This window comes from Dyella sp. 2YAF14 (assembly GCF_052114725.1).
Taxonomy (GTDB): domain Bacteria; phylum Pseudomonadota; class Gammaproteobacteria; order Xanthomonadales; family Rhodanobacteraceae; genus Dyella.
Genome location: NZ_JBFRFH010000006.1, coordinates 173,447 through 200,263 on the forward strand (window position 1 = coordinate 173,447; position 26,817 = coordinate 200,263).

Annotated in this window: 19 protein-coding genes and 1 riboswitch; of the genes, 14 read left to right on the forward strand and 5 right to left on the reverse strand. The window is 63.9% G+C overall.

Features of this window, described 5'->3' with window-relative positions; all coding sequences use genetic code 11:
• Window positions 1-9 precede the first annotated feature (9 nt).
• Both dapB and AB4Y82_RS12005 read left to right on the forward strand, forming a co-directional pair.
• A complete protein-coding gene (dapB, locus tag AB4Y82_RS12000; protein ID WP_441604137.1) occupies window positions 10-813 on the forward strand; it encodes a 4-hydroxy-tetrahydrodipicolinate reductase in 804 nt (267 codons plus the stop codon).
• A 70-nt stretch (window positions 814-883) separates the two neighbouring features.
• Window positions 884-1,017: riboswitch (yybP-ykoY riboswitch) on the forward strand.
• Window positions 1,018-1,118: 101 nt separating this feature from the next.
• A complete protein-coding gene (locus AB4Y82_RS12005) occupies window positions 1,119-2,126 on the forward strand; it encodes a sodium:calcium antiporter (RefSeq protein ID WP_441604138.1) in 1,008 nt (335 codons plus the stop codon).
• A gap of 41 nt (window positions 2,127-2,167) precedes the next feature.
• Here AB4Y82_RS12005 and AB4Y82_RS12010 read toward each other — a convergent pair whose 3' ends face one another.
• Window positions 2,168-2,863, reverse strand: coding sequence for a 2OG-Fe(II) oxygenase (locus tag AB4Y82_RS12010; protein ID WP_441604139.1), 696 nt, complete (start codon window positions 2,861-2,863; stop codon window positions 2,168-2,170).
• Between the two features lie 213 nt (window positions 2,864-3,076).
• Here AB4Y82_RS12010 and carA point away from each other — a divergent pair, with 213 nt between their 5' ends.
• Genes carA through greA form a run of 3 tightly spaced genes read left to right on the forward strand, consistent with a single transcriptional unit; the run spans window position 3,077 to window position 7,906 of the window.
• Complete coding sequence (carA, locus tag AB4Y82_RS12015) at window positions 3,077-4,213, forward strand: glutamine-hydrolyzing carbamoyl-phosphate synthase small subunit (protein WP_441604140.1); 1,137 nt, start codon at window positions 3,077-3,079, stop codon at window positions 4,211-4,213.
• The gene (carB, locus tag AB4Y82_RS12020; RefSeq protein ID WP_441604141.1) at window positions 4,206-7,433 is read left to right on the forward strand and encodes a carbamoyl-phosphate synthase large subunit; all 3,228 of its coding nucleotides are present in this window, start codon (window positions 4,206-4,208) and stop codon (window positions 7,431-7,433) included. Before carA ends, carB begins: the two co-directional genes overlap by 8 nt.
• Complete coding sequence (greA, locus tag AB4Y82_RS12025) at window positions 7,430-7,906, forward strand: transcription elongation factor GreA (RefSeq protein WP_441604142.1); 477 nt, start codon at window positions 7,430-7,432, stop codon at window positions 7,904-7,906. Before carB ends, greA begins: the two co-directional genes overlap by 4 nt.
• 186 nt (window positions 7,907-8,092) lie before the next feature.
• Here greA and ykgO read toward each other — a convergent pair whose 3' ends face one another.
• The 4 genes from ykgO to AB4Y82_RS12045 all read right to left on the reverse strand — a co-directional run bounded on the left by ykgO (window position 8,093) and on the right by AB4Y82_RS12045 (window position 12,056).
• Window positions 8,093-8,218 carry a type B 50S ribosomal protein L36 gene (ykgO, locus tag AB4Y82_RS12030; protein WP_010342887.1) on the reverse strand — a complete coding sequence of 42 codons (126 nt, stop codon included), beginning with the start codon at window positions 8,216-8,218 and terminating at the stop codon, window positions 8,093-8,095.
• Window positions 8,219-8,344: 126 nt separating this feature from the next.
• The gene (locus tag AB4Y82_RS12035) at window positions 8,345-9,241 is read right to left on the reverse strand and encodes a LysR substrate-binding domain-containing protein (protein ID WP_441604143.1); all 897 of its coding nucleotides are present in this window, start codon (window positions 9,239-9,241) and stop codon (window positions 8,345-8,347) included.
• A gap of 361 nt (window positions 9,242-9,602) precedes the next feature.
• Window positions 9,603-11,621, reverse strand: coding sequence for an FAD-dependent oxidoreductase (locus AB4Y82_RS12040; protein WP_441604144.1), 2,019 nt, complete (start codon window positions 11,619-11,621; stop codon window positions 9,603-9,605).
• Window positions 11,622-11,798: 177 nt separating this feature from the next.
• Window positions 11,799-12,056, reverse strand: a complete 258-nt coding sequence (locus AB4Y82_RS12045; RefSeq protein WP_046973383.1) for an acyl-CoA-binding protein — start codon at window positions 12,054-12,056, stop codon at window positions 11,799-11,801.
• A 116-nt stretch (window positions 12,057-12,172) separates the two neighbouring features.
• Here AB4Y82_RS12045 and cmk point away from each other — a divergent pair, with 116 nt between their 5' ends.
• From cmk to AB4Y82_RS12090, 9 genes are all read left to right on the forward strand, one after another.
• Window positions 12,173-12,853: a (d)CMP kinase gene (cmk, locus tag AB4Y82_RS12050; RefSeq protein WP_441604145.1), complete on the forward strand. Its 681-nt coding sequence runs from the start codon at window positions 12,173-12,175 to the stop codon at window positions 12,851-12,853.
• Window positions 12,854-13,020: 167 nt separating this feature from the next.
• Window positions 13,021-14,694: a 30S ribosomal protein S1 gene (gene rpsA, locus AB4Y82_RS12055; protein WP_204636274.1), complete on the forward strand. Its 1,674-nt coding sequence runs from the start codon at window positions 13,021-13,023 to the stop codon at window positions 14,692-14,694.
• Between the two features lie 73 nt (window positions 14,695-14,767).
• Window positions 14,768-15,055 (forward strand): integration host factor subunit beta, encoded by a 288-nt coding sequence (locus AB4Y82_RS12060; RefSeq protein WP_046973381.1) that lies wholly within the window; start codon window positions 14,768-14,770, stop codon window positions 15,053-15,055.
• Between the two features lie 172 nt (window positions 15,056-15,227).
• A complete protein-coding gene (locus tag AB4Y82_RS12065; RefSeq protein ID WP_441604146.1) occupies window positions 15,228-15,494 on the forward strand; it encodes a lipopolysaccharide assembly protein LapA domain-containing protein in 267 nt (88 codons plus the stop codon).
• The gene (lapB, locus tag AB4Y82_RS12070) at window positions 15,491-16,666 is read left to right on the forward strand and encodes a lipopolysaccharide assembly protein LapB (protein WP_121880817.1); all 1,176 of its coding nucleotides are present in this window, start codon (window positions 15,491-15,493) and stop codon (window positions 16,664-16,666) included. Before AB4Y82_RS12065 ends, lapB begins: the two co-directional genes overlap by 4 nt.
• A 7-nt stretch (window positions 16,667-16,673) precedes the next feature.
• Entirely contained in the window at window positions 16,674-17,705 is a 1,032-nt protein-coding gene (locus AB4Y82_RS12075; RefSeq protein ID WP_441604147.1) for an MraY family glycosyltransferase, read from the forward strand.
• Window positions 17,692-19,587, forward strand: coding sequence for a polysaccharide biosynthesis protein (locus AB4Y82_RS12080; protein ID WP_441604148.1), 1,896 nt, complete (start codon window positions 17,692-17,694; stop codon window positions 19,585-19,587). The genes AB4Y82_RS12075 and AB4Y82_RS12080 overlap by 14 nt, the downstream gene beginning before the upstream one ends.
• On the forward strand, window positions 19,588-20,460 hold the full coding sequence (galU, locus tag AB4Y82_RS12085; RefSeq protein ID WP_441604149.1) for a UTP--glucose-1-phosphate uridylyltransferase GalU: 873 nt from the start codon (window positions 19,588-19,590) through the stop codon (window positions 20,458-20,460). It abuts the gene before it with no gap.
• A gap of 325 nt (window positions 20,461-20,785) precedes the next feature.
• The gene (locus tag AB4Y82_RS12090; protein WP_441604150.1) at window positions 20,786-26,812 is read left to right on the forward strand and encodes an MG2 domain-containing protein; all 6,027 of its coding nucleotides are present in this window, start codon (window positions 20,786-20,788) and stop codon (window positions 26,810-26,812) included.
• The last annotated feature ends 5 nt before the right edge of the window (window positions 26,813-26,817 follow it).

Below are 26,817 nucleotides of genomic sequence, written 5' to 3' on the forward strand. Positions count from 1 at the left end.
AAGCCATCTATGACCCAGCCCGTCCGCCTTGCCATCAATGGCGCCACTGGCCGCATGGGACAGGCCTTGCTGACCTTGGTGAAGGACGATGCCCGCTTCGCGCTGGTCGCTGCAATCGCCTCGCCCGAATCGTCCAGGCTGGGTCAGCCCGTCGATGCATGCGAGGGCTCGCTGGCCTATACGCATGAATGGCCGGCGGCCGATGCGCTGGACGTGGTGGTGGATTTCAGCGGCCCGGCGGGTCTGGCCGAAGCGCTGACCTATTGCGAATCGCATGGCGTGGCGCTGGTCACCGGCACCACCGGCCTGGACGCGACCTTTGCGCAACGCCTCAACGCCTCGGCGGCCCGCATCGCCTTGCTGCGCTCGGCGAACTTCAGCCTGGGCGTGGCGGTGCTTACGCGACTGCTGCGCCAGGCTGCTGCAGCCTTGCCGGATTGGGATCTGGACATCATCGAGGCGCACCACAACCGCAAGGAAGATGCGCCATCGGGTACGGCGCTCGCGCTGGGCGAGGCGGCAGCGTCCGCACGCGGCACGTCGCTGCGCGAGAGCGCGGTGTACGCGCGCGAAGGGCGGGTGGGTCCGCGTCAGCAGGGCACCATCGGCTTCGCGGTGGTGCGCGGCGGCGATATCGTCGGCGAGCACGAAGTGTTGCTGATGGGACAGGGTGAACGTGTGGAGCTGGTCCATCGCGCCACCGATCGTTCGATCTTTGCCCGCGGCGCACTTGAGGCTGCACATTGGCTCAGCGGTCGCGAAGCGGGCGATTACGATCTCGATGCGATGCTGGCGGATCGGGCCTCGCGCTGAGCCGATGCGGCGCGAAAACGCGTCGCGTTCCTGGCGCTCGCTTGCCTGGGGGCGGCGGGGCCTCTAAAATCCCGTGTGTTGTCATTGGGGAGTAGCCATCCTCACCCCACGCAACCGGCCTCCGGTTGCTTCTAGAGGAATCCGCGTCAACAGACTTGAAGCTTCGGCTTCATGGCGTGGATGGTCACCGGTTCCTTCTGGTTCCGGCAGCCCGGCGAGACCTTTGGCCGCGACGCGCTCACCCTGCCGGGCGAGCTCGCGTCGCTGCGCCAATGGTTTTCCGCTCGCCCGGCCTTGGAAAAAGCATGCTCATTGCCCTGTTGTTCCTGCTCTCGGCCGGTGCGATCTATCTCGCCTGCGAATATTTCGTCAACGGCGTGGAATGGTTCGGCCAGAAGCTCAACCTGGGCGCGACGGCTACAGGCACCGTGCTGGCGGCCTTCGGCACGGCGTTGCCGGAAAGCGCGGTGACCTTTGTCGCGGTGATCCTCGGCAAGACGCCCGAGCAAAAAGACATTGGCGTGGGCGCCGCGCTCGGCGGCCCCTTGGTGCTGGCGACGATCGCGTACGCGGTGGTCGGCGTGGCGCTGTGGATGAATCGCCACAAGCTGCAGCGTGCCGACCATCAAGTGCGTGTGGCGCACGGACGCCTGGCGCGCGATCAGTCGTGGTTCCTGGCGATCTTCGTGGTGAAGTGCACGCTTGGCCTGGTCGCATTTGCCTTCAAGCCGTGGCTCGGTGTGCTGTTCCTGGCCGCCTATGGCTTGTACGTGTGGCGCGAGTTGAAGTCTTCCGACACCGCACCTGAGGAAGAAGAACTCGAGCCGCTGAAGTTCCAGCCCAAGGCGATCGATCCGTCGATCTGGTGGGTGATTGCGCAGACCACGCTGGCGCTGATCGTCATTGCCTTCGCGTCGCATACCTTCGTCAAACAGATCGAAGCGATCGGCATTGCGCTCAATCTCTCGCCACATCTGGTGGCGCTGGTGCTGAGCCCGGTGGCCACCGAGCTGCCTGAGACCATGAATGCGCTGATCTGGGTGCGTCAGGGCAAGGAGCGCCTGGCGCTGGCCAATATCTCCGGCGCCATGATGATTCAGGCGACCATCCCCAGCTCGCTGGCGCTATTTGCCACGCCGTGGCTGTTCGATGCGCCGCTGATGGTGGCGGGCGTGCTCACCGGTGTGGCCATCATCTACCTGTGGCAGTTGTTCCGTCGCGGACGCGTGGATGCCCGCTCTCTGGTGCCGGTGGGGCTGCTCTACGGCGTGTTTGCTGCCTATATCGCGTGGCACTACGGGACGCAGCTGTAAGCACCCGGGGCAGGGCGCACCGCTGAGTGCGCCCTCGCTGATCAGTCGCGATGCGCGGCGTTGCGATCGCGGTCGGCGCCCAGCTTGCGATCAAGCGAGCCGAAGATCTTCTTGAACGCGCGCGCAAATTTGCCGCGCTTGGTCTTGCGCAGCTTTTCTTCTTCGCTGGTGAGCCAGGCCACCTGGATCACGCGGCGCTCGCCCTCGTAGGGCAGGTGGCCGTGGAAGGAATTCTCACAGCGCTTGAACACCGCAAATTCGCCGTAGAGCGGCTTGAGCTCCGGCGCGATCATGCTGTCGATGCTGTCGATACTGCCCAGAAAGCGCAGACAGCCGTCGCTGGTGTCCGGCCAGAGGTTGTTGAGGTAGAGCAGAGCCGTGGCCACCTTGGACTTGCTGTCCGTATGGATGGTCCCGTGGCGCTTGTTGAGCGACCGGCACAGCGTGATGAGGGTGGGGTACTGGCCCAGGTTCTCGATCCCCAGGCGCTCGCCGATGGCGCGGGCGAACTCGGCCGAGCTCAGGCGGTTCACCAGTGCATTGATCGAGGGGCCGCAGTCGCTGGCGTCATACGGGAAGAAACCGGCGCTCGCATAGCGCGGAAAATCGCGCTCCAGGTCGCCGCGCGCCTCGTCCGGCAACTGACCGTGCGCGATCAGGAACGGGAACGGCTCCGCCCTGATGTCGGTGTCCGGTCGGTCAAGACGGGCGGGATCGAGCAGCGCGACTGAGTTCATGGATGTCCGAGCATGGGTGAGACCGCGCTAGTGTACTGCCCGGACAGGGGCCCGCAGGGCTTTTCTCCCGGTGGCGTTCAGCTGTTTTTGGTGGACACCAAGGGGGYTTGCACCTATCATTGCGACCCGCCCTGCAACATTCCTCGACTAAGGTCCTCAAGCCTGCTTTGGTGCGGCTTGCGGACCTTGCTGCACCTAAAAGGCGGTCCTCCGATGCCTATTCCCGCTCTGCTTGCCCTCGAAGACGGCAGCGTGTTCCACGGCTACGCCGTTGGCGCGACTGGCGAAACTGTCGGCGAGGTGGTTTTCAACACCGCCATGACCGGCTACCAGGAGATCCTCACCGATCCCTCGTACGCCAAACAGCTTGTCACCCTGACTTATCCGCACATCGGCAACACCGGCGTGAACGTCGAGGACGAAGAGTCCGCTTCGGTCCACGCCGCCGGCCTGATCGTGCGCGACGTGCCGCGCCGTGCCAGCAACTGGCGCAGCACCGAAAGCCTGACCGATTACCTCAAGCGCCACGGCATCGTGGCCCTGGCCGGCATCGACACGCGCCGCCTGACCCGCATCCTGCGCGACAAGGGCGCTTTGAACGGCTGCATCGTCGCCGGCGAGCAGATCGACGTCGAAGACGCACTTGCCAAGGCGCGCGCCTTCCCCGGCCTCAATGGCATGGACCTGGCCAAGGTGGTCAGCGTGGGCGAGTCCTACCAGTGGAACGAGGGCGTCTACGACCTCGATCGCACCGCCTTCAACCAGCCGTCCAAACGCTTCAAGGTCGTGGCCTACGACTACGGCGTGAAGTACAACATCCTGCGCCTGCTGGCCGAGCAGGGTTGCGACATCACCGTGGTGCCTGCGCAGACGCCGGCTGGCGACGTGCTGGCGATGAAGCCCGATGGCGTGTTCCTGTCCAACGGCCCCGGCGATCCGGCGGCCTGCGACTACGCCGTGGAAGCCACCAAGCAGTTCCTAGAGGCGAAGATCCCGCTGTTCGGCATCTGCCTGGGTCACCAGATCATGGGCCTGGCGCTGGGCGCCAAGACGCTGAAGATGAAGTTCGGCCACCACGGCGCGAACCATCCGGTGAAGGATCTGGACGATGGCCGCGTGCTGATCACCTCGCAGAACCACGGTTTCGCGGTCGATCCGGCCACGCTGCCGGCGAACGTGCGCGTCACCCATACCTCGCTGTTCGATGGCTCGCTGCAGGGCTTCGCGCTCACCGACCGTCCGGCGTTCTGCTTCCAGGGTCACCCGGAAGCGAGCCCCGGCCCGCACGAGATGAGCTACCTGTTTGATCGTTTTGCCGCCCTGATGCAGGAGGCCCGCAAGAATGGCTAAGCGCACCGATATCAAGAGCATCCTCATCATCGGCGCCGGTCCGATCGTCATCGGCCAGGCCTGCGAGTTCGACTACTCCGGCGCCCAGGCCTGCAAGGCGCTGAAGGAAGAGGGTTACCGCGTCATCCTGGTGAACTCCAATCCCGCCACCATCATGACCGACCCGGAGACGGCCGACGCCGTCTACATCGAGCCGATCAACTGGCAGACGGTGGAACGCATCATCGCCAAGGAGCGCCCCGATGCGGTGCTGCCGACGATGGGCGGCCAGACTGGCCTCAACTGCGCGCTGGATCTCGCCGACCACGGCGTGCTCGAGAAGTACAACGTCGAACTGATCGGCGCGTCGCGCGAAGCCATCCGCATGGCCGAAGACCGCGAGCTGTTCCGCGTCGCCATGGCCGAGATCGGCCTGGAGTGCCCGAAGGCCGAAGTGGTTCGTACTTTCGAGCAGGCGCTGATCACGCAGACGAAGGTGGGCTATCCCACCATCATCCGCCCCAGCTTCACGCTGGGCGGCTCCGGTGGCGGTATCGCGTACAACCGCGAAGAATTCGAAGAGATCGTCAAGCGCGGCCTCGAGCTTTCGCCGGTGGGCGAAGTGCTGGTCGAGGAATCCGTGCTCGGCTGGAAAGAATTCGAGATGGAAGTGGTCCGCGACAAGGCGGACAACTGCATCATCGTGTGCTCGATCGAAAACCTCGATCCGATGGGCGTGCACACCGGCGACTCGATTACGGTCGCGCCGGCGCAGACGCTCACCGACAAGGAATACCAGCGCCTGCGCGATGCATCCATCGCGGTGCTGCGCAAGATCGGCGTGGATACCGGCGGCTCCAACGTGCAGTTCGGCATCAATGCCGAGAACGGCCGCGTGGTGGTGATCGAGATGAATCCGCGCGTGTCGCGTTCGTCGGCGCTCGCTTCCAAGGCCACCGGTTTCCCGATCGCCAAGATCGCGGCGAAGCTGGCGGTGGGCTACACGCTCGACGAACTCAAGAACGACATCACCGGCGGTCTCACCCCGGCCTCGTTCGAGCCGAGCATCGATTACGTCGTCACCAAGATTCCGCGCTTCGCGTTCGAGAAGTTCCCCTCGGCCGACGCGCGCCTCACCACGCAGATGAAGTCCGTCGGCGAAGTGATGGCGATGGGCCGCACCTTCCACGAATCGCTGCAGAAGGCGCTGCGTGGCCTGGAAATCGGCAAGACCGGCCTCAACCCGACCGGCCTGGATCTGACCACCGAAGAGGGCGTCAACGCACTCAAGCGCGAACTGCGCGAGCCGCGTCCGGATCGCGTGTTCCATCTGGCCGATGCGTTCCGCGCCGGCTTGTCGCTGGAAGACGTGTACGGTTTGAGCCGCGTCGATCCCTGGTTCCTGGCGGCGTTCGAAGACATCGTGCTCACCGAGAAGGACGTCCAGACGCAGGGCATCACCGTGCTCGACGCCGCGCGCATGCGCGAGTTGAAGCGCATGGGCTTCTCCGACGCGCGCCTGGCCGAACTGCTCGACACCAATGAAGCGGCCATGCGCCATCTGCGTCGTACGCTGGGCGTGCGCCCGGTGTACAAGCGCGTGGACTCCTGCGCCGCCGAGTTCGCCACCACCACGGCCTACATGTACTCGACCTACGAGGAAGAGTGCGAGGCCAACCCGACCAATCGCGACAAGATCGTCGTGCTTGGTGGCGGCCCGAACCGCATCGGCCAAGGTATCGAGTTCGATTACTGCTGCGTGCACGCAGCGCTCGCCCTACGCGAGGATGGTTTCGAAACCATCATGGTCAACTGCAATCCGGAAACGGTTTCGACCGACTACGACACCTCCGATCGCCTGTACTTCGAGCCGCTCACGCTCGAGGACGTGCTGGAGATCGTTGATCTGGAGAAGCCCAAGGGCGTGATCGTGCAGTACGGTGGCCAGACGCCGCTCAAGCTTGCACGTGCGCTGGAAGCGGCTGGCGTACCGGTGATCGGTACTTCGCCCGACAGCATCGACCTGGCCGAGGATCGCGAGCGCTTCCAGCAGATGATCGAGAAGATCGGCCTGAAGCAGCCGCCGAACCGCACTGCGCGCACGCCGGAAGAGGCTTTGGCCTCGGCACGCGAAATCGGCTACCCGCTGGTGGTGCGTCCGAGCTACGTGCTGGGCGGCCGCGCGATGGAAATCGTCTATAGCGATGCCGATCTTTCGCGTTACATCCGCGATGCCGTGCAGGTCTCCAACGATTCGCCGGTGCTGCTGGATCGCTTCCTCGATCACGCGGTCGAAGTGGACGTGGACATCATCGCCGACGCCGAAGGCAACGTGCTGGTCGGCGGCATCATGGAGCATATCGAAGAGGCCGGCGTCCATTCGGGCGACTCGTCCTGCTCGCTGCCGCCGTACTCGCTGACGCAGGAGGTGCAGGATGAAATGCGCCGCCAGGTCACCGCGATGGCGAAGGAGCTGAAGGTCATCGGCCTGATGAATACGCAGTTCGCCATCCAGGGCGATACGGTGTTCATCCTCGAAGTGAACCCGCGCGCCTCGCGGACCGTGCCGTTCGTATCCAAGGCGACCGGCGTGCCGCTCGCCAAGATCGCCGCACGCGCCATGGCCGGCCGCTCGTTGATCGAGCAGGGCACCACGCGCGAAGTGATCCCGAGCTACTACTCGGTGAAGGAAGCGATCTTCCCGTTCCTGAAGTTCCAGAACGTGGATCCGATCCTCGGTCCTGAAATGCGCTCCACCGGTGAGGTGATGGGCGTGGGCCGCAGCTTCGGCGCCGCCTTTGCGCGCGGTCACGATGCCGCCGGCATCAAGACGCCGCCGAAGGGCAAGGTGTTCGTATCGGTGCGCGATGCCGACAAGGATCGCCTGCTGCCGGTCGCCCGCGAAGTGCTGGAGCGCGGCTTCAGCCTGGTCGCCACTGACGGCACGGCCAAGTACCTGGCCGAGCATGGCGTGGCCTGCGAGCGCATCAACAAGGTGATCGAAGGCCGTCCGCACATCGTCGACCTGATCAAGAACGGCGAGATCGTCTATATCGTCAACACCACCGAGGGCAAGGCGGCGATTGCCGACTCGTTCTCGATCCGACGTGAAGCCCTGCAGCAGCGCGTCACGTACTCCACCACGGTCGCGGGCGCCCGCGCGCTGGTGCATTCGCTGGATTATCACGGCGACGGCTCGGTGCACAGCCTGCAGGAACTGCACAAGGAACTGAAAGCATGAGTCGTGCGCCCATTACCAAGGCAGGCTCCGAGCGCCTTCGTAGCGAGCTGGAAAAGCTGAAGTCCACCGATCGGCCGCATATCATCGCGGCCATCGCTGAGGCGCGCGCGCATGGCGACCTGAAAGAGAACGCGGAGTACCACGCGGCACGCGAGCAGCAGAGCTTCATCGAAGGCCGCATCGCGGCCTTGGAAGCGCTGCTGTCGACGGCCGAAGTCATCGACGTCAGCCGTCTTGCGGCCGGTTCGCGCGTGGTGTTCGGCGCCACCGTGGATCTGGAAGACGAGGACAGCGGTGAAGCGGTGACCTATCAGATCGTGGGCGACCTGGAAGCCGACATCAAGCAGCGCCTGATCGCCGTCTCCTCACCGATCGCGCGCGCGCTGATCGGCAAGAGCGAAGGTGACAGCTTCGAGTTCACCGCGCCCAATGGTGTGAAGCATTACGAGATCACGGGCGTGCGTTACGCCTGATCTCGCGGGGAACCATCCCTTGTAGGAGCGCACTTGTGCGCGACCGCAGCGCTGAAGCTCAACGCTTCGCCGGGTTGTCGCGCACAAGTGCGCTCCTACAGAAAGGCCGGTCGCTGTTCAAACTCAAGGCAACAAAAAAGGGCCGCTTTCGCGGCCCTTCTTCTTAAGACTCATCGCAGCTAGCAATTAGCGCTGACGAGCCTTGAAACGCGGGTTGCTCTTGCAGATCACGAACACTTTGCCGCGACGACGCACAACCTTGCAGTCACGGTGCCGCGCCTTGGCGGACTTCAAAGAGGAAAGCACCTTCACGGCCAGCTCCTGAAACTATTAAAAGAAAAATACAAGACGGCAAGTGTAAACAGTTTCCAGGAGTCGCACAAGTCTTTGGATCGACTGCCAATTGACTGTTCATGACGGATCGGGCGGTCGTCGCGGTCAATCTGCTTCGGTCATGGCGCTCAGGAAGCGCCGGACCACTGGCGAGGGCTCGTCGATCCGGCTGGCGAGGGCAAGCAGCATATAGGCATCGGGATCCTCCAGCCGCAGGTATTTCACGCCGGGCAGGCTGACCGAGCGCATCGAGGCAGGCACCAGGGCCAGCCCCATGCCGGCGGCCACCAGCACCAGCAGACCATTGATCTGCTGCGCCTGCTGGCTGATCAGCGGGTGGAAGTTGGCCTTGGCGGCGATCTGCGCCAAGCGGTCGTACAGCGTGGCGGCCAGTTCGCGAGGCTGGACCACGAAGGCCTCCATGGCCACTTCGCGCAGCCAGATGCTTTCGCGGTCGGCCAGCGGGTGGTTGGCGGGCAGGGCGAGCAGCAGAGGTTCGCGGTCGATCACGTCTAGCCGCAGAAGCTTGGCCATGCCGGGGTGCTCGGGTTCGTCGCGCACGAAGCCCACGTCCACCTCGCCAGCCAGCAGGGCGGCGTACTGCTGCTCGGTGTACATCTCGCTGAGGATCAGCCGTACCTGGGGGGCAAAGCTGCGGTAGCGCAGCAACGTCTGGGGCAGGGCCGGGTGGAAGGTCACCGACACCGTATAGGCCAGCCGCAGCTTGCCGCTGAAGCCGGTGGCGGCGTCCGCCATCTGGGCGCGGGCCTCTTCGGCCTTGGCCAGGATCTGTCTGGCCTGATCCAGGAACAGCTTGCCGGATTCGGTCAACGCGACGTTGCGCTTGTTCCGTTCCAGCAGGCGCACTCCCAAGTCGTTCTCAAGCGCTTGTATCTGCTGGGAAAGAGGTGGCTGGGAGATGTAGAGCCGCTGGGCTGCGCGAGTGAAGCTCAGCTCCTCGGCGACCGTTACAAAGTAACGAAGCTGTCTGAAGTCGAACATGGGAGGGCTTTAATAGGGTTTTCGTATAAGTCGATGCCTAAATATATATTTGTTTCTATAACCCGTCGATCATATTATTTCTTCCGTCCCGCCACCGTCCCCTCCCCCCAGGTGGCGGCGACCCTCGCCCCGCTGCGACGCTATCCCCGCGATGTCTGGTCTTCCTCCCCCCTGACCCACATCGACGCGTCGCCCAGCGGGGCGCTTTCTTTTCAGACGCAGCGCCCGGCCGAAAGGCCGGGCGTTGTCGTTTGTGGCCGAGGCATGATTCACCATCTCCCTTGTGGGAGCGCACCCTGTGCGCGACTGAGGTCGCCCCAGTCGCGCACAGGGTGCGCTCCCACAGGGGACTGAGGCTTGGTCAAAGCGTGGCGGCCAACCTCGTACCCTGGTCAATGGCGCGCTTGGCATCCAGCTCGGCAGCCACATCGGCGCCGCCGATGACATGGGTGGTGACACCAGCGGCCATCAGGGCATCCGCCAGCGACCGATTCGGCTCCTGCCCGGCGCAGACGATCACGTTGTCCACCGGCAGCACCTGTGGCTGCCCATCCACCCTGATGTGCAGGCCCGCGTCGTCGAAACGCTCGTAGCTCACGCCGCCCAGCATGGTGACGCGCTTGGCCTTGAGCGTGGCGCGATGCACCCAGCCGGTGGTCTTGTTGAGGCGGGCGCCGGGGCGTCCTTCGGAGCGCTGCAGCAGCCATAGCTGGCGGGCCGGCGCTTCGGGATGGGCCGGGGCGAGGCCGCCGCGGTTGTCGAGCTGCATGTCCACGCCCCATTCGCGGGTCCAGCGCGCGACGTCGAGCGTGGCCGATGGCGCGTGTTCCACCAGAAATTCGGCCACGTCGAAGCCAATGCCGCCGGCGCCGATGATGGCGACACGTTGACCCACGGGCTTGTTGCGCGCGAGCACGTCGAGGTAGCTCAGCACGCGTGGGTCATCGCTGCCGGGAAACTGCACATGACGCGGCGTGATGCCGGTGGCGACCACCACTTCATCGTGGCCATCGGCGGCGAGCGTGGCAGCGCTGGCGACGTGCCCAAGTTTCACCGTCACGCCGGCGTCGTCGAGGCGATGGCGGAAATAACGCAGGGTTTCGTGGAATTCCTCTTTGCCGGGAATCCGCTTCGCGTAGTTGAACTGGCCGCCGATTTCGCTGGCCTTGTCGATCAAGGTCACCGCGTGGCCGCGTTCGGCCAGCGTGCTCGCGCAGGCGAGGCCGGCGGGGCCGGCACCGATCACGGCAATCTTCTTGCGCAAACTTGTCGGCTCAATGCGCAACTCGGTTTCGTGGCAGGCGCGCGGATTGAGCAGGCAACTTGCGCGCTGATTCTTGAAGACGTGATCGAGACACGCCTGGTTGCACGCAATGCACGTGTTGATGCGATCGCTGCGTCCCACCTTCGCCTTGAGCGCCCACTCGGGGTCGGCCAGCAACGGGCGCGCCATCGACACCATGTCCGCATCGCCGTCGGCAAGAACCCGCTCGGCCACCTCCGGCATATTGATGCGGTTGGTGGTGATCAGCGGAATTGCTACTTCACCCTTGAGCTTTTTGGTGACCCACGCAAAGCCCGCGCGCGGCACGCTGGTGACGATGGTGGGCACGCGGGCTTCGTGCCAGCCGATGCCGGTATTGATGATGCTGGCGCCGGCCGCTTCGATCGCCTTGGCGAGCGTGACGATCTCGCTCCAGTCCTGGCCGTTCTGCACCAGGTCCAGCATCGACAGGCGATAGATGATGATGAAGTCGCGACCCACCGCCTCGCGCGTGCGGCGCACGATTTCCACGGGAAAACGCATGCGTCTGGCGGCATCGCCACCCCAGGCATCGCTGCGCTGGTTGGCATGCGAGGCCAGGAACTGGTTGATCAAATAGCCTTCCGAACCCATCACCTCGATGCCGTCGTAGCCGGCATCCTGGGCGAGTTTCGCGCAAGCCACGAAATCACCGATAGTGCGCTCAACGCCGCGGCTGGAAAGCGCGCGCGGAGTGAACGGCGTGATCGGGGATTTGATCTTTGATGGCGCGACCGAAAGCGGGTGATAGCCATAGCGCCCCGCATGCAGTATCTGCATGCACAGCTTGCCGCCTTCGCCATGCACCGCCCGCGTCAGCTTGCGGTGGCGCGCGACATGCCACGGCATGCTCAGCCTGCCGCCGAACGGCTTCAGCCATCCCTGGATGCTGGGCGCAATGCCGCCGGTCACCATCAGGCCGACGCCGCCCCGCGCACGCTCGGCGAAGTAGGCGGCGAGCTTGTCGTAGTCGCTGGATTTGTCCTCCAGCCCGGTATGCATCGAGCCCATCAGGATGCGATTGGGCAGGGTGGTGTGCCCGAGGTCGAGCGGGGAGAACAGGTGTGGGAAGTTCATGCGGACCGTCGACGAGGTTCAAACGATCGTATGAATGTGCCTGTGGTAGGCGTTTGAAAGCAAGGGCCGGCGATGTCCTCGTGCCCCAGGCGCGGGCACAACATCGCGATCGCCTGCTCACTGGGAGCCGACGGAGAGGGCATACAACAAGGGTTCGGCCCCGATGCGGGGCGGGACTTAGCTCAGGAGTTCCTGCACAAACTCGATGTAGCGCTGCATTGCTTCCTCTTCGGAAACGCCGCGCAGATGGGCCCAGGCCTCGTACTTTGCGGTACCCACGAAGTCGAAGAAGCCCGGCGGGTCGCCATGGACATCGCCTTCGGAGCCTTGCTTGTACAAGGCATAGAGCTTGAGCAGGGTGTCGTTGTCCGGCCGCTGGCCAAGCCGCTGGATATCTTCGGCGGCCTGATCGAATTCGCGGCGCAGATCGGTCATGGTGTGAAGTTGCATAGGGTCTGACGGAAAGAGATGGCGAGTGGACATCCTCCCGTTCCGTGCGAGGACCAACGCGATAGCATATGCGTTTTCTTTCGTCGCCGTCAGGAGCCCCCATGACTTCATCGCAGTCCGTCCCCGTACTTACCATCGACGGACCCTCGGGGTCGGGCAAGGGCACCATCAGTCGCATGGTCGCTGAGAAACTGGGCTGGCGCCTGCTGGACTCCGGCGCCCTGTACCGCGCGGTGGGCTATGCGGCGGGCATGGAGGGGCTGGACCTGTCCGACGCCGAGGCGGTGACCCGCTGCGCCCAGACCACCAAGATCCGCTTTGTGGCGACGACCGATGGCAGTGATACCCGGATCATGGTCAACGGGCACGATGCCACGGATGAATTGCGGACTGAAACGGCTGGCGGGGCGGCCTCGGCCATCGCCTCGATTCCTTCGGTACGTCAAGCACTTGTAGAGATGCAGCTGGGCTTTCGCAAGGCCCCGGGCCTGGTTGCCGACGGTCGCGACATGGGTACCGTGATCTTCCCCTCGGCGCCCTTCAAGGTGTTTCTGACCGCCAGTGCCGCCGAGCGGGCGAAAAGGCGCTATAAGCAGTTGAAGGAAAAGGGGCTGAGCGTTACACTTGGCACTCTTCAGCGCGAGATCGAGGCGCGCGACGAACGTGATGCGTCACGAACCGTCGCGCCGCTTAAGCCGGCCGCCGATGCGGTTTTCATCGATACCACCGGCATGGGCATCGACGTCGTCGTCGCGAAAGTATTGGCTGTCGTGCAGTCCTGACCAGGGCTGCCGGCGGCTTTTGGCGCCCCTGCCGCGGCAGGGGTCTTGGTCAACGGTGCCAACGGAGCGATCCGGCGACACCCATAACCGGTGGGCCGACTGTCTGTGCGCTATTCATTCCACGGCGCGCATAGGACTTAAGGCCTTTTCTCATTTCTGGAATCAACATGACTGAAAGTTTTGCCGAACTGTTTGAACAGAGCCAACAGGCTATCTCCAAGCTGAAGCCGGGCGCGATCGTCACGGGTATCGTTGTGGAAATCCGCAACGACGTCGTCGTGATCAACGCTGGCCTGAAGAGCGAAGGCATCGTCCCGATCGAGCAGTTCAAGGACGAGAGCGGAGAGCTGGAAGTGCAGGTAGGCGACGAGGTGAAGGTTGCCCTCGACGCCCTGGAAGACGGTTTCGGCGAGACCAAGCTCTCCCGTGAGAAGGCCAAGCGTTCCATGGTATGGGACGACCTCGAGCAGGCCTTCGACAAGGAAGAGACCATCACCGGCAAGATTTCCGGCAAGGTCAAGGGTGGTTTCACCGTCGACATCAAGGACGTCCGCGCATTCCTGCCGGGCTCGCTGGTCGACGTGCGTCCGGTCCGCGATCCGGTTTACCTGGAAGGCAAGGACCTCGAGTTCAAGATCATCAAGCTCGACCGCAAGCGCAACAACGTTGTGGTCAGCCGCCGCGCCGTCGTCGAGACCGAGTTCTCCGAAGAGCGCGAGAAGCTGCTTGAGCGCCTCACCGAGGGCGCAGTGGTCAAGGGCACCGTCAAGAACCTCACCGACTACGGCGCGTTCGTGGACCTGGGCGGTATCGACGGCCTGCTGCACATCACCGACATGGCGTGGAAGCGCGTGCGTCATCCGTCCGAAGTCGTCAACGTCGGCGACGAGCTGGACGTCCGCGTGCTGAAGTACGACCGCGAGCGCAACCGCGTGTCGCTGGGCCTCAAGCAGCTGGGCGACGACCCGTGGGTCGCCATCGCTCGCCGCTACCCGGTCGGCAGCCGCCTGTTCGGCAAGGTCTCCAACGTCACCGATTACGGTTGCTTCGTTGAGATCGAGCCGGGCGTGGAAGGCCTCGTGCACGTTTCCGAAATGGATTGGACCAACAAGAACGTCAACCCGGCCAAGGTGGTGCAGGTCGGTGACGAGACCGAGGTCATGGTCCTGGACGTGGATGAAGAGCGTCGCCGCATCTCGCTGGGTATCAAGCAGACCCGCTCGAACCCGTGGGAAGCTTTCGCAGCGATGCACAAGAAGAACGACAAGGTGTCCGGTCAGATCAAGTCGATCACCGACTTCGGCATCTTCATCGGTCTGGACGGCGGCATCGACGGCCTGGTTCACCTGTCCGACATCTCCTGGCAGGCGTCTGGCGAAGACCTCGTTCGCAACTTCAAGAAGGGCGACGAGATCGAAGCCGTGGTGCTGGCCGTTGATCCGGAGCGCGAGCGCATCTCCCTCGGCATCAAGCAGATGGAGCAGGATCCGTTCGGTCAGTTCATGGCTACCAACCCGCGCGGCACCATCGTCAACGGTACCGTCAAGGAAGTGGATGCCAAGGGCGCCGTGATCGACCTGGGCGAGGGCGTCGAGGGTTACCTTCGCGCCAACGACATCGCCAAGGAGCGCATCGACGATGCCACGCAGCATCTGAAGGTTGGCGACAAGGTCGAAGCCAAGTTCACCGGCATGGACCGTAAGGGCCGCCAGCTGCAGCTGTCGATCCGCGCCAAGGACGAAGAAGACGTTGCCGATGCCATGGCTGAGTACTCGTCCGCTTCCGGCGGCACGACCAAGCTTGGCGCGCTGCTCAAAGAGCAGCTCAACAAGGCTGACTAAGCAATAAGCAAAGCAGGAATGCGGGGCGGCGGTACGTCGCCCCGCGGTTACACGTCACGGACATTGGGGACCCATGACCAAATCCGAATTGATTGAGGCGCTGGCACGGCGTCAGACCCACCTTGCGTTCGCCGACGTGGAGTTGGCGGTCAAGAGCGTGATCGAACAGATGAGCCATGCCCTGTCCAATGGCGAGCGCATCGAAGTCCGAGGCTTCGGCAGCTTTGCGCTGCACTACCGCCCGCCGCGTATGGGACGCAATCCCAAGACCGGCGACGCCGTAGCCCTGCCGGGCAAGCATGTCCCGCATTTCAAGCCGGGCAAGGAATTGCGCGAGCGCGTCAACTTGAATCTGGATTGATCACCCGTTCGACGGGAATCACCACGATCTTTGGAAGGCAGGACGGCGATGAGCCGTTCCTGCCTTCTTTTTTTCAGCGGACGGAGCAGGAAAAAACGAACGGCGGCGCAATTCTGAAGGTCGGCCGAACAGCCGCCTGTGCCGCTCCACGGCAATCGGGTAAAGTCCCCGTATGCGCCTGATCGTTACGCTGATTCTTCTCCTCTTCATTGCGGCCGGCATCGTCGTCGGCGCGCTCAATGCCGATCTGGTCGCCTATGACCTCGGCTTTGCCCGCCTGCAGCTGCCCAAAGGCGCCGCCCTGTTGCTGGCGCTGGTGATCGGCTGGCTGCTGGGTGGACTCACCGCCTGGCTTGGCGTCAGTTCTCGCCATCGCCGCCTGCGCCGCAAGACGGCCGCGGCGGATGGCAAGGCGAAAACCTCTCCGGCTGGTGCATGAGCGCGCTTCTCTACGTCCTCGTCCTGCTCGTACCCGCAGCATTTGCCAGTGGCTGGTGGACCGCCCGCCGGGCCGGTGTGCGGCGCTCAGGCGCGCAGGTGAGCGAGCTTTCGTCGGACTACTTCCGCGGCCTCAACTACCTGCTCAACGAGGAGCAGGACAAGGCCATCGAGGTGTTCCTCAAGCTGGCCGAATACAACCGCGACACGGTGGAAACCCATCTTGCGCTGGGCAATCTGTTCCGCCGTCGTGGTGAAGTGGATCGTGCGATCCGCCTGCACCAGCATCTGGTCTCGCGGCCGGGTCTGTCCGATGCCATGAAGACCGTCGCCCTGCTGGAGCTGGGCGAGGACTATATGCGCGCCGGCCTGCTCGATCGCGCCGAAACCCTGTTCTCCGATCTGGTGGCGATGGATGCGCATGCGCCGTCCGCGCTGCGCCACCTGATTGCGATCTACCAGCACGAGCGCGACTGGCATAAGGCCATCGAGCATGCGCGCCGCCTGGAAGCGATGACGGGCGAAGACGAGGCGAACATGATCGCCCAGTTCTATTGCGAGCTGGCCGAACAGTCGCGACAGCACGGCGCCCGCCAGGAAGCGCGCGAATATCTGCGCCAGGCGTTTGCCTGCCAGGCCGATTGCGTGCGAGCCTTCATGCTGACCGGACGTCTATACGCCGAAGAAGGTCAGCACGCGGAAGCGGCCAAGGCCTATGAGCATGCCGTCGAGGCGGACATCGCCTTCGTGCCGGAAATCCTGCCGCCGCTGCTCAACAGCTATGCACGCTCGCAGCAGATGGAGCATGCCGAGCACTTCATGCGCGACATCCTCGAGCGCTATCACGGCATCTCGCCGGTGCTCGCGCTGACGCGCCTGTATCAACAGCGCGACGGTGAGCGCACCGCTGTTGAATTTCTCACCTCCCAGTTGCGCCAGCGTCCCTCGGTGCGCGGACTGATGGCCTTGATCGACGCCACCATGGACAAGATGGAAGGCGAGGCGCGCGAGAACTTCCTGATCCTGCGCGACCTCACCAAGAAGCTGCTCGAGGGCCAGGCGATGTATCGCTGCAGCCGTTGCGGCTTCGGCGCCAAGGCGCACCACTGGCAATGCCCCAGCTGCAAGAACTGGAGCACGATCCGTCCCATCCACGGCGTAGCCAACGAATGAGGCAAGGATGACTCCCGCTACGCTGGCGTTAGGGATGGTGCTGGCCGCGTTGGTGATTGCGATGGTGGTCGTCCGCGGCGCCATCGCCTACGCGCATCGCCGCGGCATGATGGACATGCCCGGGCAGCGTCGTTCCCATACGGTCCCCACGCCTCGTGGCGGTGGCATCGGCATCGTCGTGGCGGTGCTGCTGACCATGCCGCTGAGCCTCATCATGCTGCCGGTGGCACTGCCGCCGGTCGTGGTGGCAGCGTTCGCCGTGACCACGCTGCTGGTCGCTGCGGTGGGTTGGTGGGACGACCATCGCTCGCTGCCGATCCTGCCGCGCTTTGCCATCCAGCTGTTGGCGGCTGGCTTGTTGGCGATGGCGCTCGCGATCACCGGGATGTCCTGGTGGTGGGTGCCGGTGCTGGTTCTCGCCGGCGGCTGGAGCATCAACCTGCACAACTTCATGGACGGCATCGACGGCCTGCTGGCCCAGCAGGTGATCTTCGTCGGGGTGGGATTGGCCCTGTTGGCCTCTGCAGCCGCCCAACTGGCCTTGGCGACGGCCTGCGCCTGCCTGGCCGGGGCGGCCCTGGGTTTTTGGGTCTTCAACCGGCCCCGGGCCCGCATTTTCATGGGAGATGTGGGCAGCGGCACCATGGGATTGCTGATTTTCGCCCTGACCGCAACGCTCTGGCGGGTCGATTGGCACTTACTGTGGCCTGCTTTGATCCTCAGTTCATCTTTTGTAGCGGACGCTAGCCTTACTCTGTTGGCTCGTATGGTCAGTGGCCGCCGTTGGTACACTGCACACCGTGAACACCTGTACCAGTGGATGGTACGCAGTGGTTTCACGCATGCCACGGGGGGGGCGTGCTATCTGGCCTGGAACGTGTTGGTGGCAGCGCCCTTGGCGCTCCTCGCATGGGCCAGGCCAGCGTGGTCGGTGCCGGTCTTTACCGGTACCTACCTGATAGCGACCGCCGTCTGGATATTCATGAAGCGCCGTAGTCTGCGGCGTGTTTTGGACAAGGGTCGACATGTCGCTACGTAATTGGGTCGGTGTCATTCATCCGCGTACGGCCGTGGTCCTCCACGACCTGCTGATGGCTGCGCTGGCATGGTGGATCGCCAAGGCCCTGCGCTACGCCATGATCGACAACGCGGCGATCAGCTTCCACGCGCTGGAGTTTCCGCTGGTCCTGCTGGTGCAGGGCGCGGTCCTGAGCTGGACCGGCCTGTACAAGGGCGTGTGGCGCTTTGCCAGCCTGCCGGACCTGTGGAACATCCTGCGTGCGGCGATCATCGGCGCGCTCGCCATCGCGGCCGTGCTCATCCTCTACAACCGCCTTGCCGATGTGCCGCGCTCGGTGCTGCTGGTGTACCCGGTGGTGCTGTCGGTCCTGCTCGGCACACCGCGCCTGGCGTATCGCTTCTGGAAGGACAGCCGGGTCGACCTGTTCCAGGCCAAGCCGGCCCAGCGCGTGCTTATCGTGGGTGCCGATCGCGCCGGCGAGGCGCTCTCGCGCGATCTGCATCGCGACAACGGTTTCACCGTGGTGGGTTTCGTCGACGACAAGGAAAGCCTGCGCGGCGCCAGCATCAATGGTCGCCCGGTGCTTGGTCGCATCGACCAGATTCCCGAGCTGGCACGCGAAGTGGCTGCACAGATGCTGCTCATCGCCATGCCTGGCGCCACCACCCAGGAAATGCGCCGGGTGGTGGAGCTGTGCGATCTCAGTGGCCTGCCGTATCGCACCGTGCCCAAGCTGGAAGACGTGGTTTCCGGTCGCGCGCACTTCAACGAGATCAAGGAAGTCGCCATCGAGGATCTGCTCGGCCGCGACACCGTGGAGCTCGATTGGACGGCCATCCGCGTCACGCTTACCGGTCGCCGCGTGCTGGTGACGGGCGGCGGCGGTTCGATCGGTTCGGAGCTCTGCCGCCAGGTCGCGCGCCTGGGAGCGCAGGCCTTGTGCGTGGTCGACAACTGCGAATTCAATCTCTACCGGATTTCGCAGGAGTTACGCGCCGAGTATCCGGAACTGATCTTTGAAGGCGTCCTCGCCGATTGCGGCGATGTCGCCGCAATGCGCAAGCTGTTCGGCGAATACAAGCCGCAGGTCGTGTTCCACGCCGCGGCCTACAAGCATGTGCCGATGTTGCAGGGCCAGTTGCGCGCCGCGTTCCGAAACAATGTGCTGGCCACGCGCAACGTGGCCGACCTGGCGGATCGCCACCAGGTGGAAGCCTTCGTGCTGATTTCCACCGACAAGGCGGTCAACCCGACCAGCGTGATGGGCGCCTGCAAGCGTCTGGCGGAAATCTGGTGCCAGAACCTCAACGAGCATTCCAATACGCACTTCATCACGGTGCGCTTCGGCAATGTGCTCGATTCGGCAGGTTCGGTGGTGCCGCTGTTCCGCGAGCAGATCCGCAACGGCGGCCCGCTCACCATCACGCATCCGGAAATCTCCCGCTACTTCATGACCATCCCCGAGGCCTGCCAGCTGATCCTGCAGGCAGCCAGCATCGGCAAGGGCGGCGAGATCTTTGCGCTGGACATGGGTGAGCCGATCAAGATCCGCGATCTGGCCGAGCAGATGATCCGCCTGGCCGGTCGCAAGCCGGGAACGGAAATTCCCATCGTCTACACCGGTCTGCGTTCCGGTGAGAAGCTGTTCGAGGAGCTGTTCCACCCGCTCGAGAATTACATCGAGACGACGCACGTGAAGATCTTTCTTGCGCAATACCGTCCGGTGAAATGGGATTTGCTCAACACGCAGATGGCCAAGGCAGCGGACGCTGTGGTGGCTTACGACGAGGATACGCTGCGTCAATGCGTCTCCAATCTGCTGCCGTCGTTCCGCTGGAGCGATTCGGTGCAGATGGATAACGTGGTGACGCTGCGTCGTAATGAATCAGGAGAGAAGTGAGTGAGTAAGCCGTTGCGCAAGGTCGTGTTTCCTGTCGCCGGTCTCGGCACGCGTTTTCTTCCCGCGACCAAGGTGGTTGCCAAGGAAATGCTGCCGGTGCTGGATCGTCCGTTGATCCAGTACGCCGTCGATGAAGCGGTGGACGCTGGCGCGGACACGCTGATTTTCGTCACCAACCGCTACAAGCACGCCATCGCGGACTATTTCGACAAGGCCTACGAGCTGGAAGCGAAGCTGCAGGAAAAGGGCAAGGACGAATTGCTCGCACTGGTGCAGGGCACCTTGCCCAGGCACGTGCGCGCCATCTTCGTGACCCAGCCCGAAGCGCTCGGTCTGGGGCATGCGGTGCTGTGCGCCAAGCCGGTGGTGGGCGACGAGCCGTTTGGCGTGGTGCTGCCGGACGACCTGATCTGGAACAAGGGCAAGGGCGCGCTGCGCCAGATGGCCGAGCTCGCCCAGTCGGCCAACGCCGGCGTGATCGCCGTGGAAGAAGTGCCGCACAGCGACACCGACAAGTACGGCATCGTCGATGCCACGCCGGTGGACGAGCGCAGCGCCAAGATTCGCCACATGGTGGAAAAGCCCAAGCCGGCCGACGCGCCGTCGAACCTGGCCGTGGTCGGCCGCTACGTGCTGCCGGGTCGCATTTTCCAGTTGCTCGAGCAGACCACGCCCGGCGCCGGTGGCGAAATCCAGCTGACCGACGCCATCGATGCCTTGCTCAAGGAGCAGGGCGATGTGCTGGCGTACCGCTTCGAAGGCACGCGCTTCGATTGCGGCAACAAGGCCGGCCTGGTCCGCGCCACCATGCACATGGCCTTGCAGGATCCCAAGCTCGCGCCGGTCGTGCGCGAGATCATGGCCACGCTCTGATCTTTGCCTGACGTACCGGCCCCGGCCGGTACCTCATCTGGCCTTGCGCAACGCGGGCCGGGAACAGTCTCAAAGGGCGGGCGGCGCCGATGCGTCGCTGACGCAACCATGCCAGAATCCTTGCCGCGCTTTGCCATCTTTGGCGCGCAAGCTGTTCGTGGGGTAAGCCGGTGATGTTGAGTCCGCTTCGCAAGAGGCGGGCGTTTTGGCGCACCTGAGCTGCACCGAGACCGGCTTGCCCGAGGAATGTTCTGATCGATTGCGCGCGTCAAATCGATCACAGTGTCCCCAGTCGTGTTCATCGGATGAAGAACGGGAAGGCATCATGGATCTGCTGCGATTTCTGCTGTTGTTGCCCTTGCGCCTGCTGCGCGGGCTACTGACGGGCCTGGGCCTGATACTGCGTCCGCTGTTCGGACAGGTCAGCTGGTCGGCGCCCACCTGGGTGCCCGCGACCGGCGGCTGGATTCGCCGTCGCCCGGTGCATGCCGCCGGCGCACTGCTCGCGGCCCTCGTACTCGCCGCCGCGGGGTGGTTCGGCTGGCAGTGGTACAAGAATCGTCCCCAGCCGGTTGAGCCAACGCGCATCACGCTGAGCGCATCGGCCCCTTCCATCACGGACTATACGAAGCAACCGATCGTCATCAGTCCGCTGATGGTGACGTTCTCCGGGTCAGCTGCGCCCATCGAGCAGGTGGGCAAGCCGGTTACCGCCGGTATTGCCATGCAACCGGCAGTAAAGGGGCAGTGGACGTGGGTCGACGATCGCACCTTGCGCTTCGTCCCCGCCGAGGATTGGCCGGTCGGCAAGCACTACGAAGTGCGCTTCGATGTCGCCAAGGCGTTCGCCCGCCAGGTGCTCATGGCTGACGACCACTTCGAGTTCGACACGCCGGCATTCGAGGCCAAGGTGGAGCGGGGCGAGTTCTATCAGGATCCGCAGGACGCCACCGCTAAGAAGACCATCCAGCCGGTGACGTTCAATTACCCGGTCGACACCGCCGATTTCGAGAAGCGCATCGAAGTGGGCCTGATGCAGCGCGGGTCCCGCGACGCGCCGCTGAAGTACACGGTCACCTACGACCAGTACAAGCTGCATGCCTGGATCCACTCGCAGCCGCTGTCCTTGCCGCGCGACGAAAGCGCCGTGGCCTACACCATCGCCAAGGGAGTGCGCAGCGCGCGTGGCGGCGACGCCACCGCTGCCGAGCTGAAGACGCAGGTGCGCGTGCCTGGCCTTTACAGCCTCACCATCGACGGCATCGAGCCGACCCTGGTCGACAACGAAAAGTACGAACCCGAACAGGTGTTGCTGGTCAATGTCGGCGGCGCCGTTCGCGACACCGAGCTGGCTGGTCTGATCAAGGCGTGGGTGCTGCCGCCGCGCAAGGCCGCAGAGCAGCAGGATGACGATGCGCCGCCGTATCCGTGGAGTGAAGGGGAAGTGGGCGAGGCGCAGCTGCGCCAGAGCCAGCCGCTGAAGCTTGAGATGGTGCCCACCGAGAATGACTACGACGCCGTGCAGAGCTTCAAGTTCCACGCGTCGCCCGGGCAGCGTGTGTATGTGCGGGTGGACAAAGGGCTGAAGACCTTTGGTGGCTACATCCTGGGCAAGCCCTATGGCAGCGTCGTCACGGTACCCAACTATCCCAAGCTGCTGCGCTTCATGGCGGACGGTTCGCTGTTGTCCATATCGGGCAGCAAGCGTGTCTCGGTCGTGTCGCGCAATCTTCCCGGCATGCGCGTGGAGATTGGTCGCGTGCTGCCGGATCAGCTGCAACATCTGGTGAGCCTCAACCAGGGTTCGTACGCGCATCCGGACCTGAGCTACGCCTTCAGCGAAGACCATATCGTCGAGCGCTTTGAACAGAAGCGCAGCTTCCCCAAGGACGATCCGGCCAAGGCCCATTACGAGGGCGTCGACCTTGGCCAATACCTGAAGGAAGGCAAGCACGGCGTCTTCCTGTTGCACCTGTCCAGCTACGACGCCGTGGCGGAAAAAAAGCAGGAAGACGCTCGCAAGGCTGCGCAGAACGAACCGCAGGCAGCGCCCACCAACGATGCGTCAGGCGACGAATCGGAAGATGGCGAAGCTGACCAGGGCGAGATGTCGAACGATGACGATGGCAGCGTGCCTGCGGCTGACACGCGCATGATCGTGGTCACTGACCTGGGCATGCTGGTGAAGCGTTCGCTGGATGGCAGCCAGGATGTGTTCGTGCAATCGATCCGCTCCGGCCAGCCGGTCGGCGGTGCCTCGGTATCCGTGCTGGCGGTGAACGGGCAGACGCTGTTCAGCGATACCACCTCGGCGGATGGCGTCGTGCATTTCCCAAGCTTCAAGGGGCTGGAGCGTGAAAAGCAGCCGACGCTGTATGTGGTGAAAAAGGGTGACGACTTGTCGTTCCTGCCCATTGGCGGCAGCAGCAGCTATGACCGCAAACTCGACTTCTCGCGTTTCGACGTGGGCGGCGAGCGCAATGCGCAGAACGAAGGCCAGCTGTCGGCCTACCTGTTCTCCGATCGCGGCATCTATCGACCGGGCGATACCTTCCATGTGGGACTGATCGTGCGCGCTGCCAGCTGGACGCGCAGCGTGGCGGGCGTGCCGCTGCAGGCGGAGATCGTCGATCCGCGCGGCATGACAGTGAAGCAGTTGCCAATGTCGATGGACGCCACCGGTTTTGGCGAACTCGACTACGCGCCCGCCGAAACCGCGCCGACCGGTACCTGGACGGTGAACCTCTACATCGTCAAGGACGGCAAGGCGGCTGCGCAGATCGGGAGCACCACCGTGCAGGTGAAGGAATTCCTGCCCGATCGCATGAAGGTCGAAGCCAAGCTCGCCGGGCAAGTGACCGAGGGCTGGGTCAAGCCGGACCAGATCAAGGGCGTGGTCGACGTGATGAACCTGTTCGGCACGCCCGCCGCGAATCGTCGCGTGGAAGCGTCGGTGACGCTGCGTCCGGCATGGCCGGCATTCCGCAGCTGGCCCGACTATCACTTCTACGATGTGCGCCGCGCCAAAGAGGGCTATGAAGACAAGCTGCAGGACGGCAAGACCGACGACAAAGGCCATGCCGAGTTCGATCTGGACCTGAAGAAATACGCCGACGCCACGTATCAGCTGTACTTCCTGGTCAAGGCGTACGAGCCCGAGGGCGGTCGCAGCGTGGCCGCGGCAGCGCAGACGCTGGTGTCGAGCAACGACTGGGTAGTGGGTTACAAATCCGTCGACAACCTCGATTACATCAACCGCGATGCGTCGCGCAACGTGCATCTGGTGGCGATCGACCACACGGCCAAGTCGATGGCGCTCAAAGAGCTCAAGGCGCGCCTGATCGAACGTCGCTATATTTCGGTGCTGACCAAGCAGGACTCGGGCGTCTTCAAGTACCAGTCCAAGCTCAAGGAAGTGCCGCTCAACGAGCAGCCGCTGTCGATTCCGGCCAACGGCATGGATTACGCGCTGCCGACCGACAAGCCGGGCAACTATGCGCTGGTGATCGTGCGCAGCAGCGACGGCGTGGAAGTCAATCGCGTCGAGTACTCCGTGGCGGGTGCGGCCAACGTGTCGCGTTCGCTGGATCGCAACGCGGAGCTGCAGCTCAATCTGAGCAAGCAGGATTACGCGCCCGGCGAATCGGTGGATATCGCCATACGAGCGCCCTATGCGGGCAGTGGCCTGATCACCATCGAGCGCGACAAGGTCTATGCGCACGCCTGGTTCCACGCCGATACCAGCAGCTCTGTGCAGCACATCACCGTGCCGGCGGACTTCGAGGGCAACGGCTATATCAATGTGCAGTACATCCGCGATCCTTCCTCGGATGAAATCTTCATGAGCCCGCTGAGCTATGGCGTGGTGCCGTTCTCGGTCAATCTGGACGCACGCCGCAATGCCATCAAGGTGGATGCGCCGGCGCTGGTGAAACCCGGCCAAACCGTCACGTTCAAATTGAGCGCCCCGCAGCCGACCCGCGCCGTGGTGTTTGCCGTGGACGAAGGCATCCTGCAGGTGGCGCGCTACAAGCTGGGCGATCCTCTGAAGTTCTTCTTCCGCAAGCGCATGCTCGAAGTGGGCACCTCGCAGATCCTCGACCTGATCCTGCCCGACTTCGAGAAGCTGATGGCGATGGCCGCACCCGGCGGCGACGCCGACGGCGCGATCGGTCGCCAGCTCAATCCGTTCAAGCGCAAGCGCGACAAGCCGGTGGCGTATTGGTCCGGCATCGTCGAGGTGAATGGCGAGAAGGATCTCACCTATCGGGTGCCCGACTACTTCAACGGCAAGCTGCGCGTGATGGCGGTGGCGGTGTCGTCCGATCGCATCGGCACCTACGAGGGAGGCACCACGGTACGCGGCGACTTCGTGCTCTCGCCCAATGTGCCCACGACGCTGGCGCCGGGTGACGAAGTCGAAGTCAGCGTGGGTGTTGCCAATAACCTCACCGGACTTGGCGGCAAGCAAGTGCCCGTGGCGGTGACCTTGAAGACAGGGCCGCAGCTGCAGGTGGTCGGCGCGCCGAACCAGAGCTTGAATCTGGGCGAGATGCGCGAGGGCGTGGTCACGTTCCGCGTCAAGGCGACCGACAAGCTCGGCTCCGGCAACCTGAGTTTCACCGCGGGCTATGGCGACAAGTCGGCCCACCAGAGCGTAGACGTTTCCGTGCGCCCGGCGTCGGCTTATCGCACCCAGGTGGATGTGGGCCGCGTGGATGCGGGTACCAAGCAGGATCAGCCGGATCTACGCCGCCTGTTCACCGAATATGCGTCGCGTGATGCGGCCATTTCCAATATCCCGGTGGTGTTGTCCAGCGGCCTGACCACGTATCTGGTCAATTTCCAGCACTACTGCAGCGAGCAGATCGTCAGTTCCGCCATTCCCAGGCTGGTGCTGTCGAAGTGGCCGCAGGTGAAGGTGTTTGCGGATGCCTTGCAGCCGGCGATGAGCGGCAAGAAGCTCAGCAACGAGGAAGCCTTGACCCAGTTCCTGGACGTGCTGCACTCGCGCCAGAACGGGCAGGGCGGCTTCGGCCTGTGGTCGGCGACGCCGGACTCCAATCCGTTCGTGTCGACCTATGCCATGCACTTCATGCTGGAAGCACGCGATCGTGGGGTGGAGATTCCGCGCGACATGTTCGATGCCGGCAACAAGTACCTGCATCAGCTGGCCAGCGACGACACGCTCGATGGGCTGGATCTGCTGCGCCAGCGCGCGTATGCCGTGTACTTGCTGACCCGCCAGGGCAACGTCACCACCAACGACCTGGCTGCCGTGCAGAAGCGTCTGCAGGATGCGTACCCGGATCAATGGAAAAGCGATCTCGCCGCTGCCTGGCTGGCGTCCTCCTACCAGTTGCTCAAGCAGGACAAGCAGGCTGCGCAGCTGATCGCCGGCCCGCAGAAACTGCTCGAGCGCAGTGCGGCCGACAAAGACTATCGCTACGGCTATTACTACGACTCGTTGATCCGCGACGCGAGCACCTTGTACCTGCTCAGCAAACACTTCCCCGAGCGCACCCGGGCACTGTCGCCCCGTGTGATGGAGAACATCACCGAGCCGCTGGAACGCGGCTGGAACAACACGCTGTCCTCGTCGATGGTGCTGCTGGCGCTCGATAGCTACGCCTCGCAGAACACCACGCAGCTGGACAAACTGCGCATCGATCAGGTGCACGCCGACGGCGCGGTCAAGGCCATCGCCGCGCTGCAGGGCAATCTGCTGCAAGCGGGCAGTTGGGATGCGGACGCCAAGCGCCTGCGCTTCACCAACGACAGCACGCTGCCGGCGTGGCGTGTGGTGAGCCAGGGCGGCTTCGATCGCGATCAGCCGTCCAAGGCGATCAAGGACGGGCTGGAAATCACCCGCGATTACACCGACGTCAACGGCAAGGCGATCGACAAGGTCACCATCGGTCAGGAAATCGATGTGCACGTGAAAATCCGCGCCACCGACGATCGTGGCATCGACAACGTGGCCATCGTCGACTTGCTGCCCGGCGGTTTCGAACCGGTGATCCAGCCGCCGCCGGCGGTGACGGATCAGCAGCAGGACGGCAGCGAGCAAAACGACGCCGGTGGCGATAGCGAGGTCAAGGCCAGCGCCTGGCGTTCGCCGATCGGCGTAGGCAACACCAGCTGGGCGCTGCAGTACACCGACGTGCGAGAGGATCGGGTGGTGCTCTACGGCACGGCCACGCCGGAGGTGGGCGAATTCGTCTACCGCATCAAGGCGACCAATGCCGGCAAGTTCATCGTGCCGCCGGCCTATGGCGAGGCGCTGTACGACCGTCGCGTGCAGGCGCGCACGGCTGGCGGCGTCACCCTGGAGGTCGTCCGTCAGCCTTGAGGAAA

Excerpts from the sequence above, each read along its gene's own strand:
- AB4Y82_RS12090 (WP_441604150.1), top strand. The coding sequence starts at position 20,786 with ATGGATCTGCTGCGATTTCTGCTGTTGTTGCCCTTGCGCCTGCTGCGC.
- AB4Y82_RS12065 (WP_441604146.1), top strand. The coding sequence starts at position 15,228 with ATGCGCCTGATCGTTACGCTGATTCTTCTCCTCTTCATTGCGGCCGGC.
- AB4Y82_RS12075 (WP_441604147.1), top strand. The coding sequence starts at position 16,674 with ATGACTCCCGCTACGCTGGCGTTAGGGATGGTGCTGGCCGCGTTGGTG.
- carB (WP_441604141.1), top strand. The coding sequence starts at position 4,206 with ATGGCTAAGCGCACCGATATCAAGAGCATCCTCATCATCGGCGCCGGT.
- AB4Y82_RS12080 (WP_441604148.1), top strand. The coding sequence starts at position 17,692 with ATGTCGCTACGTAATTGGGTCGGTGTCATTCATCCGCGTACGGCCGTG.
- AB4Y82_RS12040 (WP_441604144.1), bottom strand. The coding sequence starts at position 11,621 with ATGAACTTCCCACACCTGTTCTCCCCGCTCGACCTCGGGCACACCACC.
- carA (WP_441604140.1), top strand. The coding sequence starts at position 3,077 with ATGCCTATTCCCGCTCTGCTTGCCCTCGAAGACGGCAGCGTGTTCCAC.
- rpsA (WP_204636274.1), top strand. The coding sequence starts at position 13,021 with ATGACTGAAAGTTTTGCCGAACTGTTTGAACAGAGCCAACAGGCTATC.
- AB4Y82_RS12010 (WP_441604139.1), bottom strand. The coding sequence starts at position 2,863 with ATGAACTCAGTCGCGCTGCTCGATCCCGCCCGTCTTGACCGACCGGAC.
- AB4Y82_RS12035 (WP_441604143.1), bottom strand. The coding sequence starts at position 9,241 with ATGTTCGACTTCAGACAGCTTCGTTACTTTGTAACGGTCGCCGAGGAG.
- cmk (WP_441604145.1), top strand. The coding sequence starts at position 12,173 with ATGACTTCATCGCAGTCCGTCCCCGTACTTACCATCGACGGACCCTCG.
- lapB (WP_121880817.1), top strand. The coding sequence starts at position 15,491 with ATGAGCGCGCTTCTCTACGTCCTCGTCCTGCTCGTACCCGCAGCATTT.
- AB4Y82_RS12060 (WP_046973381.1), top strand. The coding sequence starts at position 14,768 with ATGACCAAATCCGAATTGATTGAGGCGCTGGCACGGCGTCAGACCCAC.
- dapB (WP_441604137.1), top strand. The coding sequence starts at position 10 with ATGACCCAGCCCGTCCGCCTTGCCATCAATGGCGCCACTGGCCGCATG.
- AB4Y82_RS12045 (WP_046973383.1), bottom strand. The coding sequence starts at position 12,056 with ATGACCGATCTGCGCCGCGAATTCGATCAGGCCGCCGAAGATATCCAG.
- AB4Y82_RS12005 (WP_441604138.1), top strand. The coding sequence starts at position 1,119 with ATGCTCATTGCCCTGTTGTTCCTGCTCTCGGCCGGTGCGATCTATCTC.
- greA (WP_441604142.1), top strand. The coding sequence starts at position 7,430 with ATGAGTCGTGCGCCCATTACCAAGGCAGGCTCCGAGCGCCTTCGTAGC.